General features: G+C 59.9%; 17 protein-coding genes. 2 read left to right on the top strand and 15 right to left on the bottom strand.

The annotated features are described in order from the left end of the window. Nucleotide 1 precedes the first annotated feature (1 nt). The 8 genes from ACMDB8_RS14155 to arnB are packed head-to-tail and all read right to left on the bottom strand — an operon-like array spanning nucleotide 2 to nucleotide 8814. The gene (locus ACMDB8_RS14155; RefSeq protein WP_223541456.1) at nucleotides 2–1381 is read right to left on the bottom strand and encodes a UDP-glucose dehydrogenase family protein; all 1380 of its coding nucleotides are present in this window, start codon (nucleotides 1379–1381) and stop codon (nucleotides 2–4) included. After that, nucleotides 1378–1779 carry a 4-amino-4-deoxy-L-arabinose-phosphoundecaprenol flippase subunit ArnF gene (gene arnF, locus ACMDB8_RS14150; protein ID WP_056727481.1) on the bottom strand — a complete coding sequence of 134 codons (402 nt, stop codon included), beginning with the start codon at nucleotides 1777–1779 and terminating at the stop codon, nucleotides 1378–1380. Before arnF ends, ACMDB8_RS14155 begins: the two co-directional genes overlap by 4 nt. Continuing rightward, a complete protein-coding gene (gene arnE, locus ACMDB8_RS14145) occupies nucleotides 1776–2120 on the bottom strand; it encodes a 4-amino-4-deoxy-L-arabinose-phosphoundecaprenol flippase subunit ArnE (protein WP_223541455.1) in 345 nt (114 codons plus the stop codon). The genes arnF and arnE overlap by 4 nt, the downstream gene beginning before the upstream one ends. Then, the gene (gene arnT, locus ACMDB8_RS14140; RefSeq protein WP_223541454.1) at nucleotides 2117–3766 is read right to left on the bottom strand and encodes a lipid IV(A) 4-amino-4-deoxy-L-arabinosyltransferase; all 1650 of its coding nucleotides are present in this window, start codon (nucleotides 3764–3766) and stop codon (nucleotides 2117–2119) included. The genes arnE and arnT overlap by 4 nt, the downstream gene beginning before the upstream one ends. Continuing rightward, entirely contained in the window at nucleotides 3763–4647 is an 885-nt protein-coding gene (arnD, locus tag ACMDB8_RS14135) for a 4-deoxy-4-formamido-L-arabinose-phosphoundecaprenol deformylase (RefSeq protein ID WP_056728082.1), read from the bottom strand. The genes arnT and arnD overlap by 4 nt, the downstream gene beginning before the upstream one ends. Further along, the gene (arnA, locus tag ACMDB8_RS14130) at nucleotides 4647–6653 is read right to left on the bottom strand and encodes a bifunctional UDP-4-amino-4-deoxy-L-arabinose formyltransferase/UDP-glucuronic acid oxidase ArnA (protein ID WP_056727475.1); all 2007 of its coding nucleotides are present in this window, start codon (nucleotides 6651–6653) and stop codon (nucleotides 4647–4649) included. Before arnA ends, arnD begins: the two co-directional genes overlap by 1 nt. Then, nucleotides 6650–7669, bottom strand: coding sequence for an undecaprenyl-phosphate 4-deoxy-4-formamido-L-arabinose transferase (gene arnC, locus ACMDB8_RS14125; RefSeq protein ID WP_409079268.1), 1020 nt, complete (start codon nucleotides 7667–7669; stop codon nucleotides 6650–6652). Before arnC ends, arnA begins: the two co-directional genes overlap by 4 nt. After that, nucleotides 7666–8814 carry a UDP-4-amino-4-deoxy-L-arabinose aminotransferase gene (gene arnB / locus ACMDB8_RS14120; protein WP_409079269.1) on the bottom strand — a complete coding sequence of 383 codons (1149 nt, stop codon included), beginning with the start codon at nucleotides 8812–8814 and terminating at the stop codon, nucleotides 7666–7668. Before arnB ends, arnC begins: the two co-directional genes overlap by 4 nt. 390 nt (nucleotides 8815–9204) lie before the next feature. Here arnB and ACMDB8_RS14115 point away from each other — a divergent pair, with 390 nt between their 5' ends. Next, complete coding sequence (locus ACMDB8_RS14115; protein ID WP_056727471.1) at nucleotides 9205–10143, top strand: site-specific integrase; 939 nt, start codon at nucleotides 9205–9207, stop codon at nucleotides 10141–10143. Nucleotides 10144–10147: 4 nt separating this feature from the next. Here ACMDB8_RS14115 and ACMDB8_RS14110 read toward each other — a convergent pair whose 3' ends face one another. The 7 genes from ACMDB8_RS14110 to ACMDB8_RS14080 all read right to left on the bottom strand — a co-directional run bounded on the left by ACMDB8_RS14110 (nucleotide 10148) and on the right by ACMDB8_RS14080 (nucleotide 17690). Continuing rightward, nucleotides 10148–11218, bottom strand: coding sequence for an ABC transporter ATP-binding protein (locus ACMDB8_RS14110; protein ID WP_056727470.1), 1071 nt, complete (start codon nucleotides 11216–11218; stop codon nucleotides 10148–10150). Then, nucleotides 11215–12813 (bottom strand): ABC transporter permease, encoded by a 1599-nt coding sequence (locus tag ACMDB8_RS14105; protein ID WP_056727468.1) that lies wholly within the window; start codon nucleotides 12811–12813, stop codon nucleotides 11215–11217. The genes ACMDB8_RS14110 and ACMDB8_RS14105 overlap by 4 nt, the downstream gene beginning before the upstream one ends. Nucleotides 12814–12817: 4 nt before the next feature. Continuing rightward, nucleotides 12818–13831: an iron ABC transporter substrate-binding protein gene (locus ACMDB8_RS14100; RefSeq protein ID WP_056727467.1), complete on the bottom strand. Its 1014-nt coding sequence runs from the start codon at nucleotides 13829–13831 to the stop codon at nucleotides 12818–12820. Nucleotides 13832–14208: 377 nt separating this feature from the next. Next, nucleotides 14209–14766: a PqiC family protein gene (locus ACMDB8_RS14095; RefSeq protein WP_056727466.1), complete on the bottom strand. Its 558-nt coding sequence runs from the start codon at nucleotides 14764–14766 to the stop codon at nucleotides 14209–14211. Between the two features lie 17 nt (nucleotides 14767–14783). After that, nucleotides 14784–16460 carry an intermembrane transport protein PqiB gene (locus ACMDB8_RS14090; protein WP_056727464.1) on the bottom strand — a complete coding sequence of 559 codons (1677 nt, stop codon included), beginning with the start codon at nucleotides 16458–16460 and terminating at the stop codon, nucleotides 14784–14786. Continuing rightward, nucleotides 16441–17097 (bottom strand): paraquat-inducible protein A, encoded by a 657-nt coding sequence (locus ACMDB8_RS14085; protein WP_223541449.1) that lies wholly within the window; start codon nucleotides 17095–17097, stop codon nucleotides 16441–16443. Before ACMDB8_RS14085 ends, ACMDB8_RS14090 begins: the two co-directional genes overlap by 20 nt. Further along, entirely contained in the window at nucleotides 17094–17690 is a 597-nt protein-coding gene (locus tag ACMDB8_RS14080; RefSeq protein WP_056727460.1) for a paraquat-inducible protein A, read from the bottom strand. The genes ACMDB8_RS14085 and ACMDB8_RS14080 overlap by 4 nt, the downstream gene beginning before the upstream one ends. A 370-nt stretch (nucleotides 17691–18060) precedes the next feature. On the opposite strand from ACMDB8_RS14080, the gene ACMDB8_RS14075 reads away from it, so the two are divergent. Further along, nucleotides 18061–19713: an arylsulfatase gene (locus ACMDB8_RS14075; protein ID WP_413966557.1), complete on the top strand. Its 1653-nt coding sequence runs from the start codon at nucleotides 18061–18063 to the stop codon at nucleotides 19711–19713. The last annotated feature ends 63 nt before the right edge of the window (nucleotides 19714–19776 follow it).

Raw genomic sequence — 19776 nt, 5'->3', positions numbered from 1 at the left:
TTCAGGCAACCACTGACTCGGCAAACCATTGCTGGTACGGAATCGGCAATTTGCTCGACTCACCCCGGCCGATCGGAAAGTAGGTGAAACCGATGCGTGCCAGGCGGTCCGAGTCGTAAAGGTTGCGGCCGTCGAAGATCACCGGTGCGTTGAGCCGCTGCTGGATCAGCTGGAAGTCCGGCGCCTTGAACTGTTGCCATTCGGTGCAGATGATCAGTGCATCGGCACCGGACAGGACTGACTCGGGCGTGCCCATGAGCATCAGCTTCGATTCATCGGGATACAGCTTTTGGGTTTCCTGCATGGCTTCCGGGTCGAACGCACGGACATTCGCCCCGGCGGCCCACAAGGATTCGAGCAACACCCGGCTCGGCGCATCGCGCATGTCGTCGGTATTTGGCTTGAACGCCAGGCCCCACAAGGCAAACGTCTTGCCACGCAAGTCGCCCTTGTAGAACGCGTTGATGCGCTCGAACAGCTTGTATTTCTGTCGCTCGTTGATGGCTTCCACCGCTTGCAGCAGGTCGCTGGAGCAATGGGCCTGCTCGGCGCTGTGGATCAGGGCGCGCATGTCCTTGGGGAAACATGAGCCACCGTAGCCGCAACCGGGGTAGATGAAGTGATAGCCGATGCGGGAGTCGGCGCCGATGCCCAGGCGTACCGATTCGATGTCGGCACCCAGGTGTTCGGCCAGTTCTGCGATCTGGTTGATGAAGCTGATCTTGGTCGCCAGCATGCAGTTGGCGGCGTACTTGGTCAGCTCGGCGCTGCGCAGGTCCATGAACATGATGCGCTCATGGTTGCGGTTGAAGGGCGAGTACAGGTCACGCATCACGTCACGCACTTCTTCGCGTTCACAGCCGATGACGATACGGTCCGGGCGTCGGCAGTCGGCCACGGCCGAACCCTCTTTCAAGAATTCCGGATTGGAGACGATATCGAACTGCAATACGCGCCCGGCGCTGAGCAGGCATTTATCGATGTGTGCACGCAAGGCATCGCCGGTGCCGACCGGGACAGTGGATTTCTCCACCAGGATCGCCGGTTGCTCGCGATGACGGGCCACGGCGTCGCCCACCGACATCACGTAGCGCAAGTCCGCCGAGCCGTCGTCCCGGGACGGAGTGCCGACTGCGATGAACAGCACTTGTCCGTGCTGTACCGCGAACTTTTCGTCGCTGGTGAACTGCAACCGCCTGGCGTCCAGACCTTCGCGCACCAGGCTGGCCAGCCCGGGTTCGAAAATACTCACGTGACCCTGTTGGAGCAGTTCGACTTTATTTTCGTCAACGTCCATGCAGACCACATCGTGGCCGACTTCCGCCAATACCGCTGCCTGCACCAGGCCGACATATCCGCTACCAAATACACTGATTTTCATGGGGCACTCCTTGATTCGGGCGCACGAGCAGGTCGAGAATTGATGGTGATGACGCCGAGGATGACCAAGGCCACGCCAAGGCTTTTTGCAAGGCTGAACGTTTCGTTGAACAGCGGCAGGCTGGCGGCTAGCAGGTACACCAATGCGTAGCTGATGCTCAGCAACGAGTAGGCACGACCCAGGGGCAGGTCCCGCAGGGCGGCGAGCCAGCAGAGCATCGACAGGGCGTAGGCGAAGATGGCCAGGAGCACCACGGCAACCGCTGTCAGGTCGACGGGGGCGCTGAGCCATTGTTCGGGTTGTGGCAGGTGGCTCATGCTCCAGCGCATGCCCAGTTGGGCGGCACTGACCAGCAACACACTGCCCAGCGCGAAGGTGATGCCGCGGCTCAGGTTCATGCGTGTTGCCCCAGCAATGCCACGCCGCCGATCACCAGCGCCACACCGAGCCAGTGGCGGCGGTCGATGGTTTCGTGGAACACGAAACGCGCCACCAGGGTGATCAGCACGAAGTTCAGGCTCAGCATCGGGTAGGCAATCCCGACTTCCAGGCGTTGCAGCACCAGCAGCCATACCAGCAGGCCCAGGCCCAATGAGGCCAGGGCCAGCCAAAGCCAGGGCGAACGCAGTTTGTCCGCCCACCCGGAAGGTTTGCCGCGCCAGCTTTCTACCGCATATTTCTGGGCGATCTGGCCCAGGCAGGTCAGCAGGCAGGCCACCAGCAGCAATAGCAGGCTCATGGTGCCGCCTGAGGAATAATCAAAATCACCAGATTGCCTTGTTCATACCGCTTGCCCTCTTTGGGCAACAGTTCAAGTTCGCGCAGCTCTTCTTCGCCCTTGACCCGCATGACCACACCCACCGAGCCTTGCTGGCGGGCATCGTGCATCCATTGTTGCACCTGATCGGAGTCGACGCGCTGTTCAAGCGAGTCAGGATAGGCAAGGCCATATTTCAATTCGCCTATCGTGTTGAAAAAAGCCACGTCCGGCCGTTTCACCCGCCAGGACAACGCCGACGCGGCACCCAGATCGTTGCTCAATAATTTGGCACTCTGGCCAAGTTCCTCGGCGTGATCGAGGATGAATTGGTCAGGGGTTTTATTGGCGACGACGGAGTTGGGCAGTCCGGCGGGCAGCACGGCGGCGAGCAACAGGCTGCCAAAAGCCGGGGCCGCCCAGCACTGCAATGGGCGCAAGGCCTGTAGCAGGTTGGCCATGATCCAGCCGATCAAACCGACGAACACCAATACCAGGTTGTGCAGTTCATGATCGTAAATTGGTTTTTTCAGTTGCAGATAAACCAGGGTCAACAGGGTGGCCACACCCACAGCCAGATTCAGCAGGCCGTTGATGCCCAGGGCGCGACCTTGCTCCAGCTTCAATCGGTCAGCCAGAGCATGGCCGAGCAACAATGCCAGCGGCAGCAGGCACGGCAGGATGTAGGCCGGCAACTTGCCCTTGCTCAGGCTGAAGAAGAACAACGGCATCCACAGCCACAGCAGCAGGAACCCGATATTGGTTTGGCGCCGGGTCTGCCAGGCTTGCTTGAGCGCGGGGGGCAGCATGGCAACCCACGGCATGCTGAACGCCACCAGCAGCGGCAGGTAGTACCACCATGGCGCGTCATGCTGGGCATCGTCCCCGGCAAAACGGCGGATGTGCTCGTGCCAGAAGAAGAATCGCCAGTAGTCGGGCTCCTGGGCGTGTACAGCCAGTGCCCATGGCAGGCTGACGACAATGGCGACCACGATCGCCACAGGGCCATAGACCAACAGTTCACGCCAGCGTTTTTGCCAGATCATCCAGGGCAGGGCGATCAGCACCGGCAACAGCCAGGCCAGGAAGCCCTTGGTCATGAAGCCCATGCCGCAAGCGAGGCCCAACACCGCCCACGCGATCAGGCGTTGCCCACGGCTCGTGCTGTCGAGCGCGAACCATAGCGCCGCCAGGCTCAGGTTGACCCAAAAGGTGAATTGCGGATCGAGGTTGGCGTACCCCGCCATAGCCGCAATGATGGTGAAGCTCATGAAGATCACGGCGCAGGCGAGACTCTTGCTCGGCTCGTTCCACATCCGGCGGGCGACCAGATAGCACAGCAACACACCCAAAGCGGTGCTCAGTGCCGAGGCGAAGCGCACTCCGAACAGGTTCTGGCCGAACAGAGCCTGACCGATGGCAATCATCCAGTAGCCGGCCGCGGGTTTTTCGAAATAGCGCACGTCCATGAAATGCGGCGACACCCAGTTGCCGCTCAGGAGCATGCCCTGGCTGATCTGGGCGTAGCGGGTTTCATCGGGAATCCATAAACCGTGACTGCCCAGTGGCAGCAGGTACGCCAGAGCCATCATGGTCAGCAATAACGGCAAAGCCCAGCGTTTGCTCATGCGCCTTGCACTCCCAGCCAGCCTTCGCGACCTTCGAGCGCACCGCGTACCACGCGGCCGATCGGCAAACTGTCAGGGGCCCGGGGCAACAAGTTGCCCAAGGGGTGAAAACGAATGTCTCGCTGATGTGCATCGCTCAGCAGTTGACGGAAATCGTTGGCCATCAGAATCCCTTCTACCTCGGCATGGATAGTGTAGACATTGAGCTTTTCCGGGTTGAACCGGTCCAGGATGAACCTGTTGAAGTCCTTGGCGGCGACGGTCGGGCCGACCACTTCGTCGAAGGTTGGCAGGTTCACCGGGATTTGCGGTGTGCCCAGTCGACCATTGGCCAGTTGCGGCTGGAACAGGCTCTGGCCACGACAATCACTGTTGTAGCGAAAACCGAAACCCTGCTTGGCTTCGATCACACGCTCGTCGGCACGCCAGCCGGCGGACGCCGAGCAGGTGATCTTTTCCCCGAGAATGTCGCTGAGGGTGTCCACGCCACGGCGTATCTGCTCGACCAGTTGTGTGTCGCTCCAGCGCCCGGCATTGGCCTGCCAGCCATGGTGATCCCAGGCGTGCAAACCCACCTCATGCCCGGCATCCCGGGCCTGGCGCATCAAGTGCCCCAGGTCGCGGCCGATCGGTTTCCCGGGCCATGCGGTGCCGGCCAGCAGAATGTCCCAGCCATACAGGCCGGCAGCGTTGGAGCGGAGCATTTTCCAGAGAAACTGCGGACGAATGAGACGCCACAAGTGGCGCCCCATGTTGTCCGGCCCGACACTGAAGAAGAACGTCGCCTTGACCTGAGCTTCATCAAGGATTTCCAGCAACCGGGGAACCCCTTCACGGGTGCCCCGGTAGGTGTCGACATCGATCCGAAGGCCTGCCTGCATCAGCATGATTCTTCTGCAGGGCGCTCTGCGATTTCGAGCATGGCCTCGCGCAAGAAGAAGTCCAGGGTGTTGCCGATGGTTTCGCTCATCTCAACGGTTGGCGTCCAGTCCAGCAGGCGCTTGGCGTTGGCGATGCTTGGCTTGCGGTGCGACACGTCCTGGTAACCGGTGCCGTAGAACGCCTTGCTCTCGATGTCGCGGAAACCGGCGAACGGAGGGAAGTTGGCGCGCAACGGATGAGCTTCGAACTGACGCAGCAGCTCTTCGCCCAACTGACGGATGCTGGCCTCGTTGTCCGGGTTGCCGATGTTGATGATCTGGCCATTGCAGACATCGTTGTCGTTGTCGATGATCCGTGCCAGGGCTTCCACACCGTCGGCGATGTCGGTGAAGCAACGTTTCTGCTCGCCACCGTCGAACAGGCGAATCGGTGTACCTTCCACCAGGTTCAGGATCAGCTGGGTAATCGCCCGGGAACTGCCGATACGGGCCGAATCCAGGCGGTCCAGGCGTGGGCCCATCCAGTTGAACGGACGGAACAGGGTGAAGTTCAGGCCCTTCTGGCCGTAGGCCCAGATCACGCGGTCCAGCAGTTGCTTGGAGACCGAGTAGATCCAGCGTTGCTTGTTGATCGGGCCGACCACCAGGTTGGAGGTGTCTTCGTCGAAGTTGTTGTCCTGGCACATGCCATAGACTTCCGACGTCGACGGGAAGATCACGCGCTTGTTGTACTTGACGCAATAGCGAACCAGCTTCAGGTTCTCTTCGAAGTCCAGTTCGAATACACGCAGCGGGTTACGGGTGTATTCGATTGGCGTGGCGATGGCCACCAGTGGCAGCACCACGTCGCACTTCTTGATGTGGTATTCGATCCACTCGGAGTGAATGCTGATGTCGCCTTCGACGAAGTGGAAATGCGGGTGGCTGCGCAGGCGGTCAATGGCGTCCGAGCCGATATCCAGGCCATAGACTTCGTAACGGTCGTCGCTCAGCAGGCGCTCGGACAAGTGATTGCCGATGAAACCATTGACGCCGAGGATCAACACGCGGGTGCGGCGTGGCGCACGACCGGATTCGGCACCGCGCAACACGGAACCGTCCACCAGGCCCAGTTCGTTGGCCAGTTGCGGGCCGCTCAGGTACAGACCGTTGTCGTTGCGCTGGCCGGCGTTGATGATCAGCGAGTCTTGACCGCAGGCGATGCGCAGCGGGTCGACGCTGATGACGCGACCAGGCGCAAGGCCTTCGTTGCCCTTGGCGACTTCTGCGCTCCAGACAATCAGCTTGTGCTCGCCCACCGCACAGAAGGCGCCCGGGTACGGCTGGGTAACCGCGCGAACCAGATTGAAAAGCTCTTCGGCCGGCCTGGCCCAGACCAGTTTGCCGTCGGCCGGGGTGCGGCGGCCAAACACCGTGGCTTTGGATTCGTCTTGCGGTGTTTCAGTGGCCTTGCCTTGCAGCAGGGCCGGCAAGGTGTCGCGCAGCAGGTCTGCTGCCGCCGTGCGCAATTTGCCGTGCAGGCTCAGCGCCGTGTCGCTGCGTTCGATCGCGACTTTCTGTTGGGCGACGATGGCGCCCGCATCGGCACGCTTGACCATGCGGTGCAGGGTCACGCCGGTTTCGGTTTCGCCGTTGACCAGCACCCAGTTGGCCGGTGCGCGACCACGGTAGCGCGGCAGCAGCGAACCGTGCAGGTTGAACGCGCCTCTGCGCGCAGTGGCCAGCAGTGGTTCGCTCAGCAGGTTGCGGTAGTAGAAGGAGAAAATGTAGTCGGGGTCGAGCTTGGCGATACGCTCGATCCACAGCGGATGGTTGGCGTCTTCCGGTGCATGCACGACAATGCCGTGGCGGGCGCACAGTTGCGCGACGGAGCCGTAGAACGCGTTCTCCTTCGGATCGTCGGCGTGGGTGAACACCGCCGCAATCTCGAAACCGGAGCAGAGCAGGGATTCGATGCCGGCGCAGCCAATATCGTGATAGGCGAAGACAACAGCTTTTGCACTCATGAAGGAACCTGATCTGAAGAAGTGGAAGTAAGGCCGTCGACAGTTACAACGGAAGCGGGGGCGGCGGGCTGGCTGCGCAGCACCTTTTCAACGAAGAAGCGCGGACGCGCGCGTACGTCGCTGTACATGCGGCCCAGGTATTCACCCAGCAGGCCCATGCCGATGAATTGACCACCGGTGAAGACAAACAGTACGGCAAACAGTACGAAGGTACCGCCACCGGCCCAACCGGCGCCGAACACCAGGCGCAGCAGGATCAAGGCGATGGCGAACAGGATGCCCAGCGCCGCCATGCCCACGCCGACGATGCTCAGCAGTCGCAGCGGCGTGGTCGTCATGCAGGTGACCAGGTCGAACATGAGGTTGATCAGGCGCATGGGGCTGTACTTGGAATCGCCATGTTCACGCTCGGCGTGGGTCACGGGGATTTCCGTGGTATGGCGGGCAAAGCTGTTGGCCAGGATCGGAATGAAGGTGCTGCGTTCACGGCAGGCGAGCATGGCGTCGACAATGGTGCGTCGGTAGGCGCGCAGCATGCAGCCGTAGTCGCTCATGGCCACACCGGTGGAACGTTGCACGGCGAGGTTGATCAGCTTCGATGGCCAACGGCGCAGGGCCGAATCCTGGCGGTTGTTGCGTACCGTCGCGACGACGTCGTAGCCAAGTTTGGCCTGCTCGATCAGTCGCGGGATTTCTTCGGGCGGGTTTTGCAGGTCGGCATCGAGGGTGATGACGACATCGCCCTTGCACTGCTCGAAACCGGCCATGATCGCCGCATGCTGGCCGTAGTTACGGTTGAGGATCACCGCCACAACAGGGCTGCCTTCGCGGGAGGCGGCGTCTTCCAGAATCTGTGCGGAGTCGTCGCGGCTGCCGTCGTCGACCAGAACGATCTCGTAGGGATGGGTCAATTGCTGACACGCTGCTTCGGTGCGACGAAGCAACTCTGGCAGGCTTTCCTGTTCGTTGTAGACCGGAATGACGATCGAAACGAAGTTGATTGGGTAGGGTCTCAAAGGCTTCTGTCCATGCAGTTTTCAATGGCGCCGACGACGCGCTCGACATCATCGGAGGTCATGTCGGGGAACAACGGGATCGAACACAGCCGCGCCGAATTCCATTCGGTGTTGGGCAGGTACAGGTTGGGGTAACGTTGTCGATAGTAGGTGTGCAGGTGCGTTGCAATGAAGTGAATGCCGGTGCCTATATTCTGTTCCTGGAGGGCTTTCATGAACGCTTCTCGATCCAGTCCGCAACGCTCGGCGTCGATACGCAGGATGAACAGGTGCCAGGCGTGTTTTTGCGAATGGGCGGGAACGGCCAGGGGTTGCACGGGCAAGCCTTCCAGGCGCTGCAAGTAGGTCTGTGCCAGTGAAGTGCGCTTGGCATTTATCTCGTCCAGGCGTTCCAGTTGCACCAGCGCGATAGCCGCGTTGATGTCAGCCAGATTGTACTTGAAACCGGGCTCGACCACTTGGGCCTGAGGCTTGCGGCCGTGGGTCAGGCGGTCGTAGGCATCAACCCCCAGCCCGTGAAACCTGAGCATGCGTACCCGTGAGGCCAAGGCTTCATCGTCGCTGACGAACATGGCGCCTTCGGCGCAGGTCATGTTCTTGATCGCGTGGAACGAAAAGATCGCAGTGCCTTTGGAGCCGATGTGACGACCTTTGTAGACAGTGCCTGCCGCGTGGGCGGCGTCTTCGATCACGGCTATGCCGTGTTTGTCGGCGAGGGCGTAGAGCGGATCGAGATCGAATGCCGCACCGGCGTAATGCACCGGGATGATGGCTTTGGTGCGCGGCGTGATCGCAGCTTCGATAGAGGCCACGTCGGTCATCAGCGTGTCGCGGTCGATATCGACGAACACTGGCGTGGCACCCAGCAGGGTGATCATGTTGGCGGTGGAAACCCAGGTCTGCGACGGCGTAATGACTTCATCGCCGGGACCGACACCCAATGCCAACAGGGTGATATGCATTCCGCCGGTGGCCGAGGAAAGTGCCACGGCATGTCGGCAACCGACGTAGTTGGCGAAGTGTTCTTCCAGTGCCTGGTTCTTCGGTCCGCTAGTGATCCATCCGGAGCGCAATACTTGCTCTACGGCAGCGATTTCTTCGTCGCCGATACTGGGACGGGAGAAAGGGAGAAACGCCTGACTCATGGGCACCTCAGGGGCTGTAAACGTAAATAGCCTTTGAGGCTAAAGGGATCCAGAAATCAGCTTAGACGCTAAATCAGAACCTGCATCAAATCAAATAGTTACCGGTTGGCGGTAAAAATCTGCATTGGTTGACTTTTTTCGCCACGGGCGGCAGGTTGGACGTCCATTCGGGTTGCGTCGAGTTTATAGAAGGTTATGCCCGATTTTGTGAAAGGAACATGAAAAAACGGTTGGGGAATCGTTTATCTGAAGGCTATTAAGCCGTTGTTCAGACTTCCGACATTTATGGTAGTTCCTAGGAAAAGTCCTACAGCGGTAATGTCTTTTACATCATCGTTATTTCACTTCTTAGTTGTTTCATTGAACTGTTTACATTCAAGGCCGTTTCGTTTGATTGACTTACCTGTTACTGATTCACGCCCGCTCCTCACCAATCCGCTGACCCTGTATCTGGCGCGATTGGCGCCGTCCAGCCAGTTGACCATGCGTTATGTGCTGCAGGATGCCGCCGACCGCCTGGGCTTCGAAGACCAGGATATCGAGGAAATCCCCTGGCACAACCTGCAGCCCGAGGACGTCATTGCGCTGGTGGCCACCTTGCGTTCGGATGGCTATGCACCGAACACGTCGTCGCTCTATGTCAACGCGGTGCGCGGGGTGATGAACGAAGCGTGGCGCATGAGCCTGATCTCTCAGGATCATCTGTTGAAGATGCGATCGGTGAAGGGCATGGCCGGTACACGGCTGTCCCAGGGGCGCAATCTCAGGCGCACGCTGATCCAGGAACTGATGGCGGTTTGCGCCGCCGATCCGCGGCCGCAAGGCCTGCGGGACGCAGCAATCATCGGGATTCTGTACGGTTCGGGAATGCGCAAATCCGAATCGGTGAACCTGGAGCTGAACCAGGTCGATTTCACCGAGCGCAGCCTGCGGGTGACGGCCAAGGGCAACAAACAGTTGATCAAGTACGCCCCGGCCTGGGCCTTCGCCAAGCTTGAAGCCTGGCTTGAGCTACGTCGGTCGATGCTCAAGGACGGTGAGTCGGACGACCCGTTCCTGTTCAACCGCATCCGCCGTGGCAGTCACATCACCCGCGAACGCATCACCAAACACGCGATTTACTACATCGCACGGCAACGGGGCGCACAGGTCGGGGTGAAAATCATGCCCCACGACTTCCGGCGTTCATTCATCACCCGGGTGATCGAAGAGCATGACTTGTCGATTGCGCAGAAGCTGGCGCACCACAGCAATATCCAGACCACGGCCAACTACGATGTGCGCGATGACAACGAGCGGCGTCGGGCGGTGGATCGATTCGACCTCTGAGCGATCACATCTCGCTCAGTACATGGGCATGGCCGATGGTCGAGACCTGCACCGAGCTGCCGGCGGGTGGTGCATACATGCCTGAACTGCGCACCAGCAGTGATCGGCCCGATTGCTCATTGCGGGTCAATGGCTGCAGTTCCACTGTCAGCGTGCAGGTGTTGCCGCTGAAGTCCCGATCGGTGACCACGGCCCGGCAACCGCTGGCTTCCGGGTCGCTGGGGAGGATGCTGGCCAATTGCAGTTGTTCGGGGCGCAACATGATCTGCGCCGAGTTGTTGTTGCGGTGATTGTTGACGGGAATCCGCCCGAGGTCGCAATGGGCCCAACCGGCCTCGATGCGTGCGGGCATCACCACGGCATCCCCCAGGAACAAGGCGGTCTGTTCGTCTTCGGGATAGCGGTAAAGGTCCAGCGGATGCCCTGACTGTACCAGTCGGCCATGACGCATCACCGCCAGCTGGTCGGCGAAGGACAGGGCTTCACTCTGGTCATGGGTGACCAGGATGGTGGTGACACCTGCGTCCTCCAGCAGCCGCGCAACCATCTTGCGCATCGCGGCGCGCAATCCGGTATCGAGCGCCGAGAACGGCTCGTCCAGCAGCATCAGTCGTGGCTGTTGCGCCAGGGCTCGGGCCAGGGCCACGCGCTGTTGCTGGCCACCGGACAATTCATGGGGCCAGCGCGCGGCCATCTTCGCGTCCAGGGCCACGCTGTCCATCAGTTCGGCGACGCGCTGCTGTTTTTCAGGGCCCTTGGTCGCCAGGCCGAAGCCAATGTTCGCGGCCACGGTCATGTGCGGGAACAATGCGCCGTCCTGTGGCACGTAGCCGATCAGGCGTTGATGGGCCGGCACTTCGTGGGTGCCGTCGACCAGGGTCTGGCCATTGAGCGAAAGATGCCCGGAATCGGGGAACTCGAAGCCGGCGATCATCCGCAGCAACGTGGTCTTGCCCGAGCCGGAAGGGCCAACGATGACCGTGCGACTGCCGCTGGGTACCGAGAGGCTGACGTTGTCAAGGGCGCAATGGGCGCCATAGGACTTGTAGAGGGCATTTAATTCAAGAGTGTTCATCGGCCAGCCGTTTTTTTCGATTGGTGATAAAGAAGTCCGGTCAACGGAAGTGACAGCACAACCATCAATAAGGCGTAGGGGGCAGCGGCTGCGTAATCGATTTCGCTGGTCAAGGCCCAGAACCCGGTCGCCAGGGTGCGCGTTCCGTTGGGTGCCAGCAGCAGGGTGGCGGTCAATTCGTTGGTGATCGCCAGGAACACCAGTGCCGCGCCGGCGGCTGCCCCCGGTGCGGCCAGGCGCAGGGTGATCAGCCACAGTGCCCGGGCCGGCGAGCGGCCAAGGCTGCGGGCCATGTTTTCCAGTTCCACCGGGGCCTGGGCAATGCCGGCGCGCAGGCTCACCAGGGCGCGGGGCAGGAACATCAACAGGTACGCCAGCAGCACGGTGAAGGTGGTCTGGTAGATCGGCCGGGCATAATGGATCGTGACGGTTACCAGTGCCAGCGCCACGATAATTCCAGGCAAGGAACTGGTGATGTAGTTGCAGCTTTCCAGTACCCGTTGCATTCGACCGGGGTAGCGAATCGATAGCCAGGCTATCGGAATCGCCGCGCAGGTGGTCAGCGCCGCGCCCGCGATGCCAAGCAGCAGGGTTTGCTCCAGGGCGGGCAACAATTCGGCCATGTCCCAGACTTCCACGCCACCGGCGATGAGCCACTTGCCCAGGGTGATCAAGGGCACGCCCAGGGCCAGGGCGCAGGTCACGATTTGCAGCGTCAGCGAGAGCAGTGTGGATACCGGTTTCAGGTATACGACCCGTTGCTCCCGGGCGCTTCCCGAACCGACGCGAGCGTAGCGCGCGGAACCCCGGGCGGCGGATTCGGCCGTCAGCATCGCCAGGCAACACAGCGCCAGCACACTGGCCAGCATGTGCGCAGCCGCACCGTTGAAGGTCGATTTGAACTGATCGAAGATCGCGGTGGTAAAGGTGTCGAAGCGGATCATGGCGTACAGGCCATATTCAGCCAGCAGGTGCAGGCCGACCAACAAGGCGCCGCCGCAGATCGCCAGGCGCAATTGCGGCAACACCACGCGGAAAAACACTTTCCAGGGCTTGAGCCCCATGGACTCGGCGACGTCTTCGATGGCCGGATCGAGCCGGCGCAAAGTCGCCGCTACCGGCAAATACAGGAACGGGAAGTAGGCGATGACCGAGACCAGGACTCCGGCAAACAAGCCGTGAATCGGTGGCACCAGGCTGACCCAGGCGTAGCTGTGAACAAACGCAGGCACCGCCAGCGGCGCGGTGGCCAGCAACGACCACCAGCGTCGTCCCGGCAGATTCGTGCGTTCCGTGAGCCACGCCAGCGTCACTCCCAGCGCGACGCATAAGGGAATCGTCAGCAGCACCAGCAACACGGTGTTGACCAGCAGTTCACCGACCCGAGGACGGAACACCAGGGCCACAACGGTTGACCAGCCTGTCTGCAGGGACACGCCAATAACGTAGGCGATCGGTAGCAGTGCCAGTAATGAAACCAGCACCGACAAACCAATCACCCATACACCGCCACGTCCCGCAAAGACTCCACGGGAACGTCGACGCAAATTAGCGGGTGTCGCCTCAGCGACCCCCGCAGGCAGGGTTTCTGGCATCAATTTAGAGCAGTCCGGCCTGTGTCATCAGCTCCACGGCTTTTTTACTGTCGAGTTTCGAAGCATCGACAGTCGGCGCATCGAGTTGATTCAGAGGCACCAGTTTAGGGTTGGATGCAGCACCTTTGCCCACGGCGTATTCAAACGACTTGCCGTTCTTCAGGACAGCCTGGCCATCCTTGCCGGTAATGTATTTGAGAAACGCCTGGGCTTGTTCCTGGTGTTTGCTGGAAGCGAGGACGCCGCCGCCGGAGATGCTAACAAAAGCGCCAGGGTCTTTGTGCTTGAAATAGTGCAGGGCGGTGTTCTTGCTGTTTTCGCCGGTCTTGGACTGATCCACCAGGCTGTAATAGTGGTAGATCACGCCGCTGTCGATCTGCCCGGCATTAACCGCCTTGAGTACCGAACTGTTGCCGCGGTAGTTGGCGTAGTTGGTTTTCATCGCCTTGAGCCAATCCAGCGTGGCGGCTTCACCCTTTTGTTCGAGGATGGCCGCGACGATGGCCTGGAAGTCAGCGCCACCGGGCGATGCACCCCAGCGACCCTTCCAGCTCGGCGAAGCCAGGTCCATGATCGATTTCGGCAGGTCGGCTTCCGGCAGTTTGCTCGGGTTGTAGACGAACACTGTAGAGCGCGCGGCAATCCCGACCCATTTGCCGTGGGCTGGACGGTAGGCGGAGTCAACCTGTTCCAGCGTGGCCTTGTCGATGGGCGCAAATAGCCCGGCGTTGTCGACCAGGACCATGGCAGGGGAGTTTTCAGTCAGGAATACGTCCGCCGGAGAAGCCGCGCCTTCCTGCACGATCTGGTTGCCCATCTCGGTGTCATCGCCGTTGCGCAAGGTGACGGGGATACCGGTCTCCTGGGTAAAACCCTCGACCCAGGCCTTGGTCAGGCCTTCGTGTTGCGCGTTGTACACCACGATGCCGACAGAGTCAGCGGCATAGACCTGGCCAGCGCTCAGCAAAGCGGTGGCCAGCAGGGCTTTTTTCAAGAACGAAGGGATTTTTGGAATCATTCTGCGGGCTGCTCCTGGTGCATTTTTTTGAAAGTCATGCGCATTCAAACGCCAGTTAACCAATGCGAATCATTTGCATGTTTTTGAAGTGCGGGAAATGTAGAGATCCAAATGAGAAAAAAACGTCAAAAAAACCGCTAATACATGTAATTTTCATTCAGATTAGCAGCACTGTGCCCACTGTGGTTGGACTCGTCGATCAAACGATGCTGTCGATCAGAATATGACGTTGCCCCGGTTGCCTTTTTGTCGTGCGCCTCGGCGTATCTGACGGTGGCAGTTGCTGCGGGTCGCCTGTCGCGGGGAATGACAGCAGGAAAAGGAGAGACGGATCTACGGCGAACTTGTCGCCGTAGATCCAGGGGGGGAGACGGCATTCAGGGCGTGGGGCAATTCGCCTGCGGTCTGGTGGCTGCCTGGCTGATCAGCGCGGCCAGGCGCTTGACGTTGTTTTGCTGGGCAAGCACCAGGTCATCGATGCTCGCGCCCGAGGGTGTTTGCAAGGTGCTGCGGCAAATCACCCGTGCCGTGTCGCCGGTGCTGTCACTGCGCAGGCGCCATTCCACGTCCATCAAGGCGTACTGGCCGGGCACCGAGTCAAAACGCTGCACATCGATCCGCACCGAATATCGGCCTTGTACAGGATTGTTGCTCAATTGATCGACCAGCGCACTGCGCAATTCGTCCACGAGGGTGGCGCCCCACCATTGGTTTTCCAGGATTGCCAGGCCACTGTTGCCCTCGCGAATGACGATCTGCGCACGATCGACCTGGGGTGGCACGCTGAGCATCTCGATCTGGATCAGCCCGACGGTGGTCCTTGAGTGATTGCCCTCATGTGCCGGGGTCAAGGTATGGAAGTGAATCGGGCCACTGCGGCAGGCGGCGAGCAGCAACATCGCGGTGACCAGAGTGAACTTCAGCGGTAAAGCCATGGGTATTGCTCCTGTGTTCAATTGCGCGGTGGCCCTTGCAGGTCCATGGGCGCGGCATTGTTCGGACGGCCGCGAAGCAGCGATTCCGGATGCCGTCCCAGGTAATCCGAAAGATCACGCAAGGATCTCGACGTGCGTCCGAGTTCATCCAGGGTCTGCCCCAGTTTTTCCCGTTGCGGCGAATCCTCGGCCAAGGTCGAACTGGCCGATTGCAGGGTCGAATTGGCGGTTTCCAGGGTCTTGCTGACATCCGACAGGGTGGATTGCACGCCCGGCAGGATCTTGCCGTTGAATTGCATCATGCCTTTGCGCAATTCGACGAGGTTGCCATCGAGATTGCCGGCGATACGCTCGATCGGCAGCTTGTTGATCTTGTCGACCATGGATTCGAGTTTTTCCTGCAATTGCTCGAGGCTGCCGGGAAGGGTCGGAATCATGACCGGGCGCGCGTTTGCATCGAAGGTAACCTTGTCGGCCTTGGGGTAGAAGTCCAGGGCAATGTACAACTGGCCGGTCAGGAAGTTGCCGGTGCGGGCCTGGGCACGCAGGCCGTTTTCGATGAAGGTGCCGATCAGCCGTACGCCAGCGGCTTCGTTATCAGGATCATGATTGAGCGCCTTGAGCATCTTGATGTGGGCCTGGCCCAGGCGCTGCGGGTAGATCACGATGCCGACGTTGATCGGAAAGGAACGTTTTTTCTCGTCGTAATCCAGATTGACTGCCACTACCTTGCCGATTTCCACACCGAGGAATTCCACCGGGGCGTCGACCTTGAGCCCGCGCAGTGCCTGGTCGAAGCGCATGGCCAGGTACTGCGGCTTGCCGTTTGGCGGGGCGAGGGCGGCTTGTTGGTCCTCGAACAGTTCGTAGGCGTACTCCGCGGCAGCAGGCTTATCGTTGGGGCTGTAGTCGGGCGCGCGGAAGGCAATGCCGCCCACGAGCAAGGAAGACAAGGATTCGGTCTTGACTGCGAAACCGTTGGCGCCGACGTTCACGTCAATGCCGCTGGCGTTCCAGAAACGGGTGTTTTCGGTGACGTACTTGTCATGGGGGGCGTGAATGAACAGCTCTATGTTCACGCCCTTGCCATCCGGGTCCAGCGCGTAAGCCACCACCTGACCCACCGGGATCTTGCGGTAGTAGACCGGAGAGCCGATATCCAGCGACCCCAGGTCCTGGGTGAACAGGGTGAAACGCTTGCCCGGCTCGCCGTAGGTGATGGGTGGCGGGTTTTCCAGGCCCTTGAAGTTTTTTGCCCGGCCGTTGGCCTGGCCGATATCGGCACCGATGTAATCGCCCGACAACAGCGTATCGATGCCGGACACACCGCCCGCGCCAATGCGCGGCCGCACGACCCAGAACTGCGAATCTTCGCGGGTAAAGCTTTCGGCCTGCTTTTCCAGTTTGATGGTGGCGTTGACGCTCTTCTGGTCATTGGCCAGTTCCACATCGGAGACATGACCAATCACGACATTACGGTACTTGACCTCGGTCTTGTTCGCGGTCAGGCCGTCCCCGGTCTTGAACGTGACAACGATGGTCGGGCCTTGCTGCAAAATGCTGTGAACCACCAGCGAAATACCCACCAGCACCGCGACGATCGGGACGATCCAGACCAGCGAGACGCTGAAGCGGCGGGTCTTGATCGGAGCCTGCCCGGGGGCTTGCGGCCCGTCAGTGGCTTGTGACTTCATCCGTGACCTCCTCATTGTGTGGGTTTTCCCGTTCTTTATCCCAAATCAAGCGTGGATCGAAACTCATTGCCGACAACATGGTAAATACCACCACCAACCCAAAAAACAGAATGCCCGGGCGCGGTTCGATATCGGCCAGGGCCTGGAATTTAACAAGCGAGGCCACCAGGGCGACCACGATCACATCGAGCATCGACCAGTAACCGATGACCTCGACGAAGCGGTACAGCGTCGACCGCTCCTTGCGTGCCCACTCGCTGTCGCGCTGCACGGTAACCAGCAGCAATGTGATGGCGACGAACTTGATGCCCGGCACCGCGATACTGGCAATGAAAATGATCAGGGCGATGTCCCAGGCCCCGGCTTCCCAGAACTCCAGCACGCCGCTCATGATTGTGCTGTCGGCGCCGTTGCCGACCATCTTGGTGTTCATCACCGGCAACAGGTTGGCCGGGATGTAGAACACCAGGGCCGCGATCATGTAGGCCCAGGTGCGGGTCAGTGAATTGGTTTTGCGCCGGTGCAGCGGTGCACCGCATCGCTCGCATTCGTGGGGTTCTAAGGTCATGTCGCAGGCCAGGCCGCAGGTGTGGCACAGGCACAGGTTGAGCTCGTCGGCGTAAGGAGGCGTGCTCATACAAGGTCCCATAGTTCGCGAATATCGCGCCCGGCGATGCGGATCATCATCAGGCTCAGCGCAGCGAGGGCAAACAACCCGATGCCGGGCAGCACATCGAGCAGTCCGGCGAGCTTGATCACCGCGACCATGGCTCCCAGCAGACAGACTTCGAGCATGCTCCAGGGCCTCAGGGTTTCCAGCCAGCGCATGGAGAGTTTGAATCCGGGCGAGCGTCGCCCGCTGAGGGCGAAGCCCAGCACCCAGATCAGCAGCAGCAACTGGAAAATCGGCGCGATGATCATGGCGATTGCCGCCACCATGGCGATGAAGGTGATAGGCCCCATGCTCAGGGCCAGCACCGAGTCCCAGAGCGTTGCGCTGTTCTTCACGCCTTTGAGGCTGATGCTCATCACCGGATAGAAATTGGCGAATATCCAGAGCATCAATGCGGTGAAGGTCAACGCAAGACGTTGTTCCACCGTGAGGCCGTTATAGCGCTGAAGCACGCCGCCACAGCGCGTACACAGGGTTTTTTGATGTTTGGCGAGCGTTGCTTTTTGGTACACGCTGTCGCAGTGCTCGCAGATGATCAGCTGATCAGTAGTTGCCATGGGTCAAGCTCAACAGAAGGCAGGAAGTTCAGAGCACCCCCTCAATATAGAGGTGACTTGCAATTGAGCAAATCAAAAATCGCAACCTGAACACTATCTGCCGCCGGGGATGACTCGACCCACGAAATGACATGGGAAGCAAGCGACGAACGACTGAGAATTCCACTGCCTGTATTGCGCGTTATGAAAATAACCGTACTAGGCTGACTCGGGTGCCTTGAGTAGATACAGGAATCCAATTGCCTGGTCAGTTGAAAGCCTGGAACTCACCAGAGGGCATGGTTTGGGGTAACTCACCAGGGTCCGGTCACGGATTACTTGAAAACAAGTAGCCGACCACAAGGATCCGTCCCGATAAAGGAAGGTCGCCATGAATAGACTCTCGCATCGCTCAAGGTTCTACATTGCAGGTTCATTACTGATAGCGCTCAGCGGTATGGCCCAGGCTGCACAAACAGAAAAACCCAATATCCTGTTCATCGTGTCCGACGATACCGGCTACGGCGATCTGGGGCCGTACGGTGGTGGTGTCGGCCGTGGCATGCCAACCCCCAGCATCGACCAACTGGCACAAGAAGGTACGACCTTTTATTCCTTTTATGCCCAGCCGAGCTGCACCCCGGGCCGGGCGGCCATGCAGACCGGGCGTATCCCCAATCGCAGCGGCATGACCACCGTGGCCTTCCAGGGCCAGGGCGGTGGTTTGCCCGCCGCCGAGTGGACGCTGGCCTCGGTGCTCAAGACCGGCGGCTACGAGACCTACTTCACCGGCAAGTGGCACCTGGGCGAAGCCGACTATGCATTGCCCAATGCCCAGGGGTATGACGTGATGAAGTACGTCGGCCTCTATCACCTCAATGCCTACACCTACGCCGACCCGACCTGGTTCCCCGACATGGACCCGGAAACCCGGGAAATGTTTGCCAAGGTGACCAAGGGCGCACTCTCGGGCAAGGCGGGAGAAAAGGCCGTCGAAGAGTTCAAGATCAACGGCCAGTATGTTGATACGCCGGTCATCGATGGCAAACCCGGTGTAGTCGGCATTCCCTACTTTGACGGTTATGTCGAAAAGGCCGCGCTGGAATTTCTCGACACCGCTGCCAAGTCCGACAAGCCGTTCTTCATCAACGTCAACTTCATGAAAGTGCACCAGCCGAACCTGCCGGCACCGGAGTTCGTTCACAAGTCGATCTCCAAGTCCAAGTACGCCGACTCGGTGGTCGAACTGGATACGCGCATCGGCCATATCATGGACAAGCTCAAGGCGCTGGGCCTGGATAAGAATACGCTGGTGGTCTACACCACCGATAACGGCGCCTGGCAGGATGTTTACCCGGACGCCGGCTACACACCATTTCGTGGCACCAAAGGCACCGTGCGCGAGGGCGGTAACCGGGTCCCTGCAATCATGACCTGGCCCGGAAAAATCAAGCCCAATGCCAAGAACCACGACATTCTCGGCGGGCTCGATCTGATGGCAACTTTCGCCTCGGTGGCCGGCATCAAGTTGCCGGAGAAGGATCGCGAAGGTCAGCCAATCTATTTCGACAGCTACGACATGACCCCGGTAATCACCGGCACGGGTCCCGATCCACGTAAAGAGTGGTTCTACTTCACCGAAAACGAGTTGTCCCCTGGTGCGGCCCGCGTAGGCAACTACAAGGCCGTGTTCAACCTGCGTGGCGACAATGGTGTGCCGACCGGCGGCCTGGCGGTGGATACCAACCTGGGCTGGAAAGGGGAGTCGAAGTACGTGGCGGTCGTACCGCAGGTCTTTGACTTGCTGCAAGATCCACAGGAGCGCTACGACATCTTCATGAGTAACGTCACTGAGCGCACCTGGACCATGGTGCCGATCAGCCAGGCGATCAACAAACTGATGCAGACCTACATCAAGTACCCGCCACGCAAACTGCAAAGCATGGGCTATGACGGGCCGATCGAGTTGTCCAAGTATCAGAAATTCCAGTCGGTACGGGAAGAAATGCAGAAGGAGGGCATTAACATTCAGATGCCTCAATAGAAGTGCCGCGGCGATCTCTTGAGGTCGCCACAACCCCTCCTGACCTGCCGCGACGCCTGAAGC

The sequence above is a fragment of the Pseudomonas monachiensis genome (genome assembly GCF_047345015.1).
GTDB classification, from domain to species: domain Bacteria; phylum Pseudomonadota; class Gammaproteobacteria; order Pseudomonadales; family Pseudomonadaceae; genus Aquipseudomonas; species Aquipseudomonas monachiensis.
Note: the sequence above shows the minus strand (reverse complement) of the source record. Positions and strands in the feature narration are given on the sequence as shown.

What these genes read in the sequence shown, in the direction of transcription:
- arnE (WP_223541455.1), bottom strand. Translation starts at nt 2,120, where the DNA reads ATGAGCCTGCTATTGCTGCTGGTGGCCTGCCTGCTGACCTGCCTGGGC.
- arnT (WP_223541454.1), bottom strand. Translation starts at nt 3,766, where the DNA reads ATGAGCAAACGCTGGGCTTTGCCGTTATTGCTGACCATGATGGCTCTG.
- arnF (WP_056727481.1), bottom strand. Translation starts at nt 1,779, where the DNA reads ATGAACCTGAGCCGCGGCATCACCTTCGCGCTGGGCAGTGTGTTGCTG.
- ACMDB8_RS14090 (WP_056727464.1), bottom strand. Translation starts at nt 16,460, where the DNA reads ATGAAGTCACAAGCCACTGACGGGCCGCAAGCCCCCGGGCAGGCTCCG.
- arnB (WP_409079269.1), bottom strand. Translation starts at nt 8,814, where the DNA reads ATGAGTCAGGCGTTTCTCCCTTTCTCCCGTCCCAGTATCGGCGACGAA.
- ACMDB8_RS14110 (WP_056727470.1), bottom strand. Translation starts at nt 11,218, where the DNA reads ATGAACACTCTTGAATTAAATGCCCTCTACAAGTCCTATGGCGCCCAT.
- ACMDB8_RS14095 (WP_056727466.1), bottom strand. Translation starts at nt 14,766, where the DNA reads ATGGCTTTACCGCTGAAGTTCACTCTGGTCACCGCGATGTTGCTGCTC.
- ACMDB8_RS14100 (WP_056727467.1), bottom strand. Translation starts at nt 13,831, where the DNA reads ATGATTCCAAAAATCCCTTCGTTCTTGAAAAAAGCCCTGCTGGCCACC.
- ACMDB8_RS14105 (WP_056727468.1), bottom strand. Translation starts at nt 12,813, where the DNA reads ATGCCAGAAACCCTGCCTGCGGGGGTCGCTGAGGCGACACCCGCTAAT.
- arnA (WP_056727475.1), bottom strand. Translation starts at nt 6,653, where the DNA reads ATGAGTGCAAAAGCTGTTGTCTTCGCCTATCACGATATTGGCTGCGCC.
- ACMDB8_RS14075 (WP_413966557.1), top strand. Translation starts at nt 18,061, where the DNA reads ATGAATAGACTCTCGCATCGCTCAAGGTTCTACATTGCAGGTTCATTA.
- arnD (WP_056728082.1), bottom strand. Translation starts at nt 4,647, where the DNA reads ATGCAGGCAGGCCTTCGGATCGATGTCGACACCTACCGGGGCACCCGT.
- ACMDB8_RS14085 (WP_223541449.1), bottom strand. Translation starts at nt 17,097, where the DNA reads ATGAGCACGCCTCCTTACGCCGACGAGCTCAACCTGTGCCTGTGCCAC.
- ACMDB8_RS14155 (WP_223541456.1), bottom strand. Translation starts at nt 1,381, where the DNA reads ATGAAAATCAGTGTATTTGGTAGCGGATATGTCGGCCTGGTGCAGGCA.
- ACMDB8_RS14080 (WP_056727460.1), bottom strand. Translation starts at nt 17,690, where the DNA reads ATGGCAACTACTGATCAGCTGATCATCTGCGAGCACTGCGACAGCGTG.